17 protein-coding genes and 1 pseudogene are annotated in these 10238 nt (G+C 70.5%); 11 read left to right on the forward strand and 7 right to left on the reverse strand.

The annotated features are described in order from the left end of the window. Positions 1 to 449, reverse strand: a 449-nt coding sequence (locus NQ160_RS12050; protein ID WP_257515475.1) for an ATP-binding protein, incomplete at its 3' end; no start/stop codon positions are given. Between the two features lie 160 nt (positions 450 to 609). Between NQ160_RS12050 and NQ160_RS12055 the strand changes: the two genes are divergently transcribed. The 4 genes from NQ160_RS12055 to NQ160_RS12070 are packed head-to-tail and all read left to right on the forward strand — an operon-like array spanning position 610 to position 2911. Beyond that, positions 610 to 801, forward strand: coding sequence for a hypothetical protein (locus NQ160_RS12055; RefSeq protein ID WP_257515476.1), 192 nt, complete (start codon positions 610 to 612; stop codon positions 799 to 801). A 9-nt stretch (positions 802 to 810) separates the two neighbouring features. Beyond that, on the forward strand, positions 811 to 1572 hold the full coding sequence (locus NQ160_RS12060) for a helix-turn-helix domain-containing protein (RefSeq protein ID WP_257515477.1): 762 nt from the start codon (positions 811 to 813) through the stop codon (positions 1570 to 1572). 51 nt (positions 1573 to 1623) lie between these two features. Next, positions 1624 to 2208, forward strand: a complete 585-nt coding sequence (locus NQ160_RS12065; protein ID WP_257515478.1) for a small multidrug efflux protein — start codon at positions 1624 to 1626, stop codon at positions 2206 to 2208. Positions 2209 to 2215: 7 nt separating this feature from the next. Beyond that, complete coding sequence (locus NQ160_RS12070) at positions 2216 to 2911, forward strand: hypothetical protein (RefSeq protein ID WP_257515479.1); 696 nt, start codon at positions 2216 to 2218, stop codon at positions 2909 to 2911. A 209-nt stretch (positions 2912 to 3120) separates the two neighbouring features. On the opposite strand, the gene NQ160_RS12075 is transcribed toward NQ160_RS12070, so the two are convergent. Continuing rightward, positions 3121 to 3483, reverse strand: coding sequence for a cupin domain-containing protein (locus tag NQ160_RS12075; protein WP_257515480.1), 363 nt, complete (start codon positions 3481 to 3483; stop codon positions 3121 to 3123). Between the two features lie 309 nt (positions 3484 to 3792). On the opposite strand from NQ160_RS12075, the gene NQ160_RS12080 reads away from it, so the two are divergent. After that, the gene (locus NQ160_RS12080) at positions 3793 to 4464 is read left to right on the forward strand and encodes a VOC family protein (RefSeq protein WP_257515481.1); all 672 of its coding nucleotides are present in this window, start codon (positions 3793 to 3795) and stop codon (positions 4462 to 4464) included. 8 nt (positions 4465 to 4472) lie between these two features. On the opposite strand, the gene NQ160_RS12085 is transcribed toward NQ160_RS12080, so the two are convergent. Together NQ160_RS12085 and NQ160_RS12090 are read right to left on the reverse strand one after the other, a co-directional pair. Then, positions 4473 to 4634 (reverse strand): helix-hairpin-helix domain-containing protein, encoded by a 162-nt coding sequence (locus NQ160_RS12085; RefSeq protein ID WP_257515482.1) that lies wholly within the window; start codon positions 4632 to 4634, stop codon positions 4473 to 4475. A 100-nt stretch (positions 4635 to 4734) separates the two neighbouring features. Then, positions 4735 to 5751: a zinc-dependent alcohol dehydrogenase gene (locus NQ160_RS12090; protein WP_257515483.1), complete on the reverse strand. Its 1017-nt coding sequence runs from the start codon at positions 5749 to 5751 to the stop codon at positions 4735 to 4737. 92 nt (positions 5752 to 5843) lie between these two features. On the opposite strand from NQ160_RS12090, the gene NQ160_RS12095 reads away from it, so the two are divergent. Together NQ160_RS12095 and NQ160_RS12100 are read left to right on the forward strand one after the other, a co-directional pair. Then, positions 5844 to 6455 carry a TetR/AcrR family transcriptional regulator gene (locus NQ160_RS12095; protein WP_257515484.1) on the forward strand — a complete coding sequence of 204 codons (612 nt, stop codon included), beginning with the start codon at positions 5844 to 5846 and terminating at the stop codon, positions 6453 to 6455. Between the two features lie 43 nt (positions 6456 to 6498). Continuing rightward, the gene (locus tag NQ160_RS12100; protein WP_257515485.1) at positions 6499 to 6891 is read left to right on the forward strand and encodes an ester cyclase; all 393 of its coding nucleotides are present in this window, start codon (positions 6499 to 6501) and stop codon (positions 6889 to 6891) included. A 53-nt stretch (positions 6892 to 6944) separates the two neighbouring features. Here NQ160_RS12100 and NQ160_RS12105 read toward each other — a convergent pair whose 3' ends face one another. Continuing rightward, positions 6945 to 7307 carry a nuclear transport factor 2 family protein gene (locus NQ160_RS12105; RefSeq protein WP_257515486.1) on the reverse strand — a complete coding sequence of 121 codons (363 nt, stop codon included), beginning with the start codon at positions 7305 to 7307 and terminating at the stop codon, positions 6945 to 6947. Positions 7308 to 7381: 74 nt separating this feature from the next. On the opposite strand from NQ160_RS12105, the gene arfB reads away from it, so the two are divergent. The 3 genes and pseudogenes from arfB (at position 7382) to NQ160_RS12120 (ending at position 8715) form a co-directional block, all read left to right on the forward strand. Continuing rightward, positions 7382 to 7819: an alternative ribosome rescue aminoacyl-tRNA hydrolase ArfB gene (gene arfB / locus NQ160_RS12110; protein ID WP_257515487.1), complete on the forward strand. Its 438-nt coding sequence runs from the start codon at positions 7382 to 7384 to the stop codon at positions 7817 to 7819. Positions 7820 to 7920: 101 nt separating this feature from the next. After that, a pseudogene (locus NQ160_RS12115) lies at positions 7921 to 8019 on the forward strand (VOC family protein); the annotation flags it as partial. 39 nt (positions 8020 to 8058) lie between these two features. Then, positions 8059 to 8715, forward strand: a complete 657-nt coding sequence (locus tag NQ160_RS12120; protein ID WP_257515488.1) for a DUF6226 family protein — start codon at positions 8059 to 8061, stop codon at positions 8713 to 8715. Between the two features lie 315 nt (positions 8716 to 9030). Here NQ160_RS12120 and NQ160_RS12125 read toward each other — a convergent pair whose 3' ends face one another. Further along, complete coding sequence (locus NQ160_RS12125) at positions 9031 to 9216, reverse strand: hypothetical protein (protein WP_257515489.1); 186 nt, start codon at positions 9214 to 9216, stop codon at positions 9031 to 9033. A gap of 108 nt (positions 9217 to 9324) precedes the next feature. Between NQ160_RS12125 and NQ160_RS12130 the strand changes: the two genes are divergently transcribed. Continuing rightward, the gene (locus tag NQ160_RS12130; RefSeq protein WP_257515490.1) at positions 9325 to 9618 is read left to right on the forward strand and encodes a metal-sensitive transcriptional regulator; all 294 of its coding nucleotides are present in this window, start codon (positions 9325 to 9327) and stop codon (positions 9616 to 9618) included. An 8-nt stretch (positions 9619 to 9626) separates the two neighbouring features. On the opposite strand, the gene NQ160_RS12135 is transcribed toward NQ160_RS12130, so the two are convergent. Beyond that, positions 9627 to 10238: NAD-dependent epimerase/dehydratase family protein (locus NQ160_RS12135; RefSeq protein ID WP_257515491.1), on the reverse strand; the 612-nt coding region annotated here is incomplete at its 5' end.

Consider the following 10238-nt stretch of genomic DNA (forward strand, 5'->3'; position numbering starts at 1 on the left):
AACGCGAGCACCTGCGCGGAGGCATCGTCGAGCCACTGCGCATCGTCGACGAGGCACAGCAGCGGCCGCTCCTCGGCCACTTCGGCCAGCAGGTTGAGGGTCGCGAGCCCGACGAGAAAGCGGTCGGGGGGATCGCCCGCCTGCTGTCCCAACGCCACCCCCAGCGCGGTCTGCTGCGGTTCGGGCAGGGTACGCGCGTGATGCAGCAGCGACGCGCACAACTGGTGCAGGCCGGCGAACGCGAACTGCGACTCCGACTCCACACCGACCGAGATCTCCACCCGGAACCCCGACGCGACCGCGGCCGCACGGGCGTGGTCAAGCAGCGCGGTCTTTCCAATGCCGGCCTCACCGTGCAGCACGAGCGCTCCGCTGTGCCCGCTTCGTGCCCGGGTGAGGAGCTTTTCGACTGCTTCGCGCTCGGCATGTCGGCCGAGAAGGTGGGTCACGGGTGGCTCCCTTCGGGTGGTCGCCACCGTACTAGGTGATTGTCACCGACGCGAACAAATACCCCCGCGGTCTGCGGACTTTTCGCGTAGGGACGGCTACCGACGCGACGGTGAGGGCGCCGGTGCGAGCCTGACGGGACCATCAAGGAAAGGGACCCCGATGAGCACCTCATCACCCGCGGCGGAGGTCGGCGCCGTCGTCCGACCGCCCACCGCGCCGACGCCCGGCAGCCTGACCCGCGCACCTCTAGCGCGGGACGACGCCGACACGCATGACGCGGTTGCCGTCAGCCTGGCCGCAGCCCTCGCCGGCATCCTGCTGGGCGCACGCGGCGCCGGCATCGCACAGTAGGAGCGAGCCATGGCGTGGAGCACCCGCGAGCTCGCCGACCTGGCGGGCACGACCGTCAACACGATCCGGCACTACCACCGGCTCGGCCTGCTCGACGAGCCCGAACGCCGCTACAACGGCTACAAGCAGTACGGGGTGCGGCACCTCGTGCGGCTGCTGCGCATCCGTCGGTTGGTACAGCTCGGCATCCCCCTCTCTCAAGTGGGTCCCGTGGGCTCGGGCGACGAGAGGATGCCCGCCGCGTTGCGGGCGCTGGATGCGGAGCTCGCGGCCCACATCGAGCGCCTGCAGCAGGCACGCGCGGACATCGCCGAGATCCTGCGTGATGACGCCCCCGCCGATGCCCCCGCCGGGTTCGCGTCGGTTGCGGCGCACCTCTCCGAGGCCGACAGCTCGATCCTCCACATCTATAGCCGGCTCTACGACCAGGAGGCGATGGCGGATCTGCGCCGCATGGTCGAAGTGGATGCCGCGACCGGCGCGGTCGGCGATGAGATCACCGCCCTGCCGGCCGACGCCGACGAGGCGACCCGCCAGCGGCTCGCCGAGCGGCTCGCGCCGACCCTGGCGCAGAACCTCATCGACTATCCGTGGCTCTACGACCCCGCAGGGCATGCGTCCCACAGCGCGCGCGTGACGCGGCAGGCCTTCGTCGAGGCGGTGGGGGAGCTGTACAACCCCGCGCAGATCGACGTGCTCTCCCGCGCCGGCTTGCTCGCGCAGGAGCGAGTGCTGACAGCCGCACGATCCGACGATTTGACCCTGTTCTGAGAACAGGGGATCTCCTTACTCTCCGCCCACCACAACAGAAATGGAAATGCCATGAACTTCGTGCAAGAACTCATCCTGAACCTGCAAGAGCTCGCCACCCAGGTGCCCGAGCTCGTCAAACCTCTCGTCGTCGCGCTCGCCGCCGCGATCCCGATGGTCGAGGGGGAGGTGGGGGCGGTGATCGGCATGGTCGGCGGGATGCACCCGGTCGCCGCGGCAGCGGCCGCGGTTGCGGGCAACTTCCTGACCGTGCTGATCATCGTGCTGCTCACGTCGCAGGCACGCACCGCCGTCGTCAACCGCAGCAGCGCGCGGGTCGGCGCGACCGTGGGCGCTTCGTCGCTCGCTGGTCTCGAGGACGAGGGGGATGCCGCGGCCATCGTGCCGCCGGCATCCGCCAAGCCCGAATCGAAGGGGCGCCAGCGCGTCAAGACGTGGCTCGTGCGCTTCGGGGTGCCGGGTGCGAGCATTCTCGGGCCTCTCGCGATCCCGACCCAGTTCACCTCGGCCATGCTCGTCGCCGCAGGAACCTCGCGGGCGTGGGTGCTGCTCTGGCAGGCCGTCGCCATCGTGCTGTGGACGACGGTGACCACCGTCGGGTTCTGGCTCGCTCTGACCTACGTCGTGGGGGTGTGAAGCGGCGATGGCTTCGCAATCCGACGAGCCGCTGGACGGCGGAATGGCCTGGGGTGGCACGCATCGCCCGTCGCGCCATTCCGCCGCCGGAGACGGGCACCCGCTGCCGCGCTTTCGCTGGTGGCAGTCCTTCGCCCGCTCGCTCTTTCATCTCCGCCTCGTCGACCCCAGCGGTCGGCTCGGGACGTGGTCGGTCGACGTGCGGCACGGGGGAGACGACGACGGCGTGGTGTGGGCCGACCTCTACCGCGACGGTCGTCACGCAGGCCGGTCACGGCTTCCGGGGGTGTTCCCGGTGCCGGGCGGACGCATCGAGGTGGTGACCAGCGGCTTCGGGCTGCGGCGCGCGCATTACGTCGCGTACGACGGGTCGGAACGGCAGCTCACCCCCGACCCGGCATCCGCCGAGGGTCGGCGCGCACGGCTGGACCGGACCGCCCCGGCGCTCAGCCACGCGATCAGCGCCGCCTCGCTGATCGTGCTCGTCGTGGCTCTCGTGCTCGCCGTGCCGCAGCTCATCGAGACCGTCACGCAGTTCCCGCTGATCGCGGAGCGGATCGGCACATTCGTCAGTCCCATCCGGCTGCCGGCGTGGCTGAACATCTCGCTGGTCGTGGCAGGCCTCGCGGCCAGCACGGAACGCGCGCTGCGGCTGCGCTACAACCGCATCCTCGACGGAGGGCTGTTCGATGGCGATGAATAGGCCCACCACCGGTTCACCGGCCCGGTCGTCTCGCGCGGTGGTGCCCGGTCACCGTGCGACGGTTCCCCGGAGGGATGACATGCCCCTGCCGCAGCCGAGCGACATCGATGTGCGGCCGATCTTCTCGGTCGATCTGACCCACCTCGTCACCGCGGGGCTCGAGGGTCTGCCGAAGGGTACGCCGTCGTCAGCTGCGTGACCTCAACGGCTCACGACATCGACCTCGAAGGCATGTAGCGGGCGGGGTCGAGCTCCGCGCTCTCGATGACAAGCGCGGTCAATCCCTGTTCGGATGTCGTCTCGTGCCACTCGCCCCTCGTCCAGAAGACGGCATCCCCTGCGCCGATGCGGACGGATTCCTCTCCGCTTCGGACGGCGCCCTGCCCGCTGATGACGAGCAGCAGCTGAGGCGCCGCCGTCTGGTGATATCCGACAACGCCGTTCGCGCCCAAATGCATGCAGCCGATGTTCACGGCGCTGTCGGTGCGGACGATGCGGGAGAGAACGAAGTCCGAGTCGAAGTGCGAGACCTTCTCGCCGCTGCCAGCATCGAACCGGTAGAACTCCATCATCAACCTCCCAGGGGCTTCGGAAACGACTGCTCACCAGCGGGGCGACGACCGGTGATGCCGCACCGGACCATACCTTTTTGGGATCGTCGAGGCCAAACCGCGGCGCGGGGAGAAGTGGCGACTGCATCGCGCGGATCCGACGATCATGCACGTCGCGAGCGCCAGATCGGGCGCCCGTAGCCCCCGACGGGCGGATGCCGACGGCATCGGCGACCGGACTGACGTATCGCCCACCCGCCTCCGCGAGTACCGTGTTGCCCGCCAGGCGCCGCCGATGATGACGATGCCGCTGCAGAAGGGGTTCTTCCGATGGACGAGTCGACGAACGCGCCCGCGGGCATTTCCGCTGCGGAGTTCCACCGTGCCCCCGACGTCGTGGACTGGCGGGTCACCGAGGTCGGCCCGCACGCCGTCTTCACCGCGACGTCGCTGGCGCAGGCAGCCGAGCTCATCGGCCCGATCGTCGCCGCGGCCGAACGCTTCGGCATCCTGCCCGATGTCGACCTGCGGCCCGAAGGCGTCGTCGTGCGCGTGCCCAACCGCACGCAGCAGGGCATCCCCGCGGCCACGCCGCAGTTCGCCGCCGCGGTCTCGCTCGCTGCCGCCGAGCACGGATTGACCGCTGATCCGTCGCTGGCCCAGTCGGTCGGCATCTACGTGGCACAGCACTCGCAGGTCGACGTGCGACCGTTCTTCCTGGCGGCGCTCGGCTACGAGCCGCTCGGCGAGACGGATGCCATCGACCCGCTGCGGTGTGGCCCGCAACTGGCGTTCAACCCGATCACCGGGGACACCCTGGCGCGCGGGCGCACGCACTTCGATGTCTTCGTTCCCGCCGATCAGGCGCAGGCGCGGGTGGATGCCGCGCTCGCCGCAGGTGGCCGCCTGGTCGATGACACCCAGGCGCCGGCGTGGTGGTCGCTGGCGTCCCCGGACAACCACGGCGTCGACATCGCCTCGTGGACCGACACCTCCGGGTGAGGGTCGGGTCAGTCCGCCAGCGCCTCCCGCAGCAGCTCGACGGCCTTCGGGCCCACTCCGTGAAGCGTCGCGATGTGATCCAGACCCACGCGTCGCACATCGTCCATCGTGCGGATCTGAGCCTGCGCCAGGGCACGGCCTGCGGGTGCGCCGATCTTCGGGAGCTCCATGCGGTGGACCCTATCCCTGACGGCGCGCTTCGGGCACCTGCCGGATGACGGCGGCCCGCCCTGCGGATCGCAGAGACGGGCCGCCGTTCAGCGCGCGGTGTCAGTCGAAGACGACGGTCACCTTGTCTGCCGCGCCCGGCGTCGCGGCGAGCTCGAGCGCCTCAAGGGTCTGCTCGAACGGGAACCGGTGGCTGATGATCTTGGCGTACTTCTCCCAGTTCTCCACGATGTCGTCGGTCACCTCGAAGATCTCGGTCGGGTAGCCCATCGCCCACACGATGTTCATCTCGCTCTGGAGGATGCCGCCGAAGTCGAGCTCGACCGGCTTCTTGTGCACCGCGACGATGCCGAGCGTTGCGCCGTGCTTGGCGATGCTCGTGACGGTCTGGGGTACGACGGCGACACCCGCGGCATCCAGGTAGATGTCGGTGGCGGGGCGGACACCGCGCACCCACGGGGTCGCGCCGTCGCCGTGGAGTTCGACCAGGCGTGTGCCGACGTCCTCCTTGGAGGAGTCGATGACGGCATCCGCGCCGATCTCCAGCGCCTTCTCCAGGCGGGAGGGGATCACGTCGACGACGACGATGTGGCTCGCGCCCTTGCGGCGGTAGCCGAGCAGCGCGCCCAGGCCGATGGGGCCGGCGCCGAAGATGACGACCTTGTCGCCCTCCTTCACTCCCGTGCGGTTGACGGCGTGCAGGGCCACGGCCATCGGCTCGTTGAGCGCGGCGACATCCCACGGCACGTGGTCGGGGATGACCTTCAGCTGCACGCCCGGGGTGGCGTCGCGCACGACGACGTAGGGGGTGAAGCCGCCCTGGGCGCCGCCGGAGCCGAGCAGTCCGTCGGTGAAGCGCATGGTGTCGATGACGACGTGGTCGCCCACGGCGAAGCCCTCGACCTCGGCGCCGACCTCGACGATCTCGGCGGCAGGCTCGTGCCCGAGGGGAGTGGCACCCTGACGGGGCGGGATGCCGCCGTAGCTGGCGTACATGGCGTCGGAGCCGCAGATGCCGCACGCACGGATGCGCAGCAGCACATCCCGTGGGCCGACCTCGGGCTTGTCGACCTCGACCCAGTCGATCTGGTTCACACCGGTGACGTGGACGGATTTCATGGCGGCCTCCTGATGCCTTCGGGTCTGGTCGGCGGGGTTTCCCGACCGATTCCACAATATCCGAACGGTGTTCGGAAATGTAGAGTGACGGGGTGAGCGCGAACGGTGGAGTGGTGGCCAAAGGCCCGGGACGCCCGCGGCGCGCGAGCCGGGACGAGGTGCGCGCCATCGCCATCGGCCTGTTCGCGAAGCAGGGGTACGCCGCGACGTCGCTCACCGAGATCGCGCGGGAGGTCGGCGTCAGCCGCACGACGCTGTTCTCGTACTTCCCTGCCAAGCGCGACCTCATGTGGGACGAGTTCGACGCACGGGCCGAGCGGATGCGGCAGAGCTTGGCGGCTTCCGAGGGTCTGCCCGCGATGGACGCCATCGTCGCCGCGATCCTCGCCCTCGCGCACTACAGCACCGCCGACCGCGCGTCGTTCACCGCACGCTGGCGCATCGTGGATGCCGATGACGAGCTGCGGGCGGCGGCGGCTCTGCGCACCGCGGCGCTCAGCGGGGAGATCCTGGAGCACGTGCACCGGTGCGCGCCCGAGCTCGATCGTGACCGCGCGGGGGATGTGATCCGCGCGCTCATGGCCATCGGCGAGCGCGCGACCTCGGACTGGGCCGCTGCCCCCGAGGTGAGTGAGCCGCTCGACACGGTCATGGCGCGGCGGATGCATCCGTTCGTGGAGGCACTGCGCCCGCTGCTCGGGTGACGCCGACCGGCTCCGTGTCGGCATCCGCCTCGATAATGGACGGATGGAGTCGTGGGAGCTGCGCGAGTGGTTCGCGGACTACGTCGACGCGGTCAATCGCCACGACCTCGAGGCCATCCGGTCGTTCCTCGACCCGGCGGTGCGTCGGGCGCACCTTCCGGGAGGGGCGGACGCGTGGATCGAGGATCTCGCGGATCTGTTCCACGCCTTTCCGGACTGGCGCTGGCGCCGCATTCAGCTCGTCGTCGAAGACGACCGCGTCGCCGCGCACCTGCGCGGCAGCGGCACGCACCAGAACGCGTTCCGGGGCATCGCGTCGACGCGTCGTCACGTCAATGTGGCGGAGTTCGCCTTCTACCGCGTGGCCAACGGGCGGATCGTCGAGGCCACCGGCAGCGGCGCCGCCGAACTGCTCGCCCAGCTGCGCGGGGAGTGACGTTCGCCCGCCCGTATCCCGAACGCATGCCCGACGTGCACGCGGCTCCGCCGTCACTCCTGCGCGACGAATGTTCCCTGATGGAAGCGCAGCCGTACGCGTCCGTCGGATTGCACCCACAGGGACGAATGCCGGCTCGGCTGCCCAGGTCCGGTGATCGTGTAGGTGACCAGCGCCAAATCCGGCGCGAGCTGCACTGCCTCCCACTCGTCCGTCACGACCGGGAGGGGGTGTTCGTTGACGAGGGCCGTCACGATATCGTCGCGAGACCAGCGCCGGCCCGACCGGCCCACCTCGACGAAGTCCGGGTGCAGCAGTTCTCGCACCCGCTTGGGATCGCGCCGGAGCTCAGGAGTCAGCATCGCCTCCTCGGTGGCGCGGGCGGAGGTCAAGAGTGCGTCGGCGTGAGCCATCATGCGCCCCACGGTAGCGACGATGGCGACGGGCGTCTCCGGGTGACCTCCCATCGCCCAGACGCCAGAATGAACCTATGCCCGCCGCCTATCGACCCGGACTGCGCGTCACGCCTGGGCTGACGATCGCGGAGTCGGAGCTGACGTGGCGATTCTCACGCTCCTCTGGACCCGGCGGGCAGGGTGTGAACACCACCGACTCGCGGGTGGAGCTGGTATGGGATGCCGCCGGCTCGGCATCCCTGACCCCTCATCAGCGCGAGCGGATCCTCCAGCGGCTGTCGGGTCGTCTGATCGGGGGAGTGCTGACCATCACGGCATCCGAGCATCGCGCCCAGGTGCGCAACCGCGACGCCGCGCGCGAACGGCTGGTGGCGCTCGTCGCCGACGCACTGCGACCACCGGCGCCATCCCGCCGCGCGACGAAGCCGACCCGGGGAGCGAAGGAGCGGCGCCTGACCGCGAAGAAGCAGCGCACCGACGTCAAGCGGCTGCGCCGCCGGCCCGAGGATTGAGCACGGTCACGACGTCAGGCGCCGTGGTCTCCTGCGCCGCCGAGGTCGCGAGGTCGACTCCTCGGGTGCGCCGGCTTCGTCCGACGCGCGCAGATCCGCCAATCGAACCGCTGGCCGCATCGTCGTGGAGCCCCGGGTTCGGCATGCTCACCGATCGATTCGCAGTGACCTGGGTCATCGACGCCGTCCGCTCTGAGTGACCGGGTGACGCCGCGGCCCCCGCGCGGTACCGTTCCGGAATGACCGACTACGTGCGGCCCGACGTTGCGCCGCAGACCTTCACCGACGACGTCGGCACCGTCGACTACGGCCGCCGGTGGCCGCAGTCGCCCCCGTCGGAGTCCTATTCCGTCGTGAGCAACCGTGAGCGGTTCGCCCCGCTGCACACCGTCGCCGAGGCCCTCATCGCCTGGCTCGCCGAGACCTTCGACGTCGCCGTCGTCGACGACCCTGCGGCATCCGATGATCTGCTGCGCCTGCCCGCGTCGGTGACGCGGGCAGTGCGGGTGACGCCCAGCGACCCGGATGCCGCCGTGCTCACCTTCGTGTTCACCGCCTTTCCCGGCGTGATCCTGCACGCAGGGCTGCTGCACGACTTTCCGTTCCCGGTGTGCGGCTGCGACGCGTGCGATGAGACGTGGGAACGGGGTGCAGACGAACTGGAGTGGACGGTGCGCACCGTGGTCGAGGGCGGGTTCGCCGAGGGGATCGATCGGCAGCGCCAATTGCCGGTGTTCTTCTCGCTCGACGAGCCGGGCGTCGCCACGTCTTCGGGATCGGGGCGTGCCGAGGACTATCCCGCCGACCGCCTGCTCGTCGCGGCGGCGCTCTTGCCGCGCGACGCGCTGTGGGCGCCGTGGCCGTTTCCGGAGGGCGAAGCGGCGTTCGCCGGCTGACGCGGCGGAACGGGCCTTCGGTCGTCGTCGACGCGGGTCGGCGGTCAGCGCACGAGCGGAAGCCCCGTCGCGTCCGAGGCGTGCGACACGGAGCCGAGGTCGGCGGGGAGAAGGCGGCGCATGGGGTTCCTTGCGTGGAGAGCGGGGTCAGCAGCTGCAGCGGTCGGCGGGAGCGACTCCGGCGAGGGCTTCTTCGATGTGGTTGCCGCAACCGTCCCAGGTCGGCTTCTGGCAGCGGGGGCAGGTGACGCGTGCGCACATGGTGGTGGCTTTCTTTTGGGGGTTCTCGGGCGGGGTGGAGGTGAGGGGCCGGGATCAGCGGCCGAACAGACGGGCGAAGAATCCGCCGCGCTGGCTCGTCGATGCCGCGATCTGATCGGCGGTGTGCGAGCCGTTGCACCAATCGGATGCCGCCACGCTGCGCTTCACGCTCTGCACGTGCTGGCCGCAGCCGGCCCAGGTCGTCTTGCCGCAGACGCGGCAGGTCACTGCTCGACACATGTCGTGTTTCCTTCGTTCGAGGGGAGGGGCAATACCCCCTGGGGTATCTCGAACATACCCCGTGGGGTATCGTGGATGTCAAATCGGCCGCACCGAGGAAGGCTCCCCATGACCGACTCCACCGCCACCGCAGCCGTCGTCGTCCACGACCCCGAGGCGCAGCGCAAGATCGCCAACCGGCTGCGCCGCGCGCATGGTCAGCTGGCCGCAGTGATCGCCGCCGTCGAGTCCGACGCCTCGTGCCGCGACATCGTGCAGCAGCTCTCGGCCGTGTCGAAGGCGCTCGACCGCGCCGGGTTCCTGGTGATCTCCACCGCGCTCAAGGAGTGCCTGAACGACCCCGACGCCGAGGGTAGTTCGAACCCCGAGGAGCTGGAGAAGCTCTTCCTCTCGCTGGCCTGACCGCGGCGTCAGGCGGTCGCGGCCGCGTGCGCCGCGAGCCGCCGCAGCCCCTCATCGATGCTCACCGACGGCGCCCACGCGAGCGCCCGGCGGGTCTCGCGCTGGTCGAACCAGTGCGCGGTCGACAGCTGCTCGGCCAGGAACCGCGTCATGGGCGGCTCGTCCGCTCCGGGCCGCAGCGCCCAGGCGCGCTCGATGAGCGAGCCGGCGGCGCGCGCGAGGCCCGAGGGTACGCTCCACCGCGGCGGGGTGACGCCCGCCGCGAGGCAGATGCCCGCCAGCAGCTCGCCGACCGGCCGCGGCTCGCCGTTCGTGATCACGAACGCGCGGCCGTGCGCCTCGTCGGCGCGGTGCAACGCCGCGACGATGCCGGTGGCCGCGTTGTCGACGTAGGTGGAGTCGATGAGCGCCCGCCCGCCGTCGAGCAGCGGCAGGCGTCCCCGCCGCGCGCGGTCGACGATGCGGCCGACCAGCTGGGTGTCGCCCGGCCCCCACACGAGGTGGGGGCGCACGGCCACGACGCGCATCGCGGGGGAGTCGCGGTCGAGGGCGATGAGCTCGGCCTCGGCTTTCGTCCGCGCATATTCGCCGCGGGCGTGCTGCGGGGATGCCGGTTCGGC

The sequence above is a fragment of the Microbacterium sp. zg.Y909 genome, from assembly GCF_024626565.1.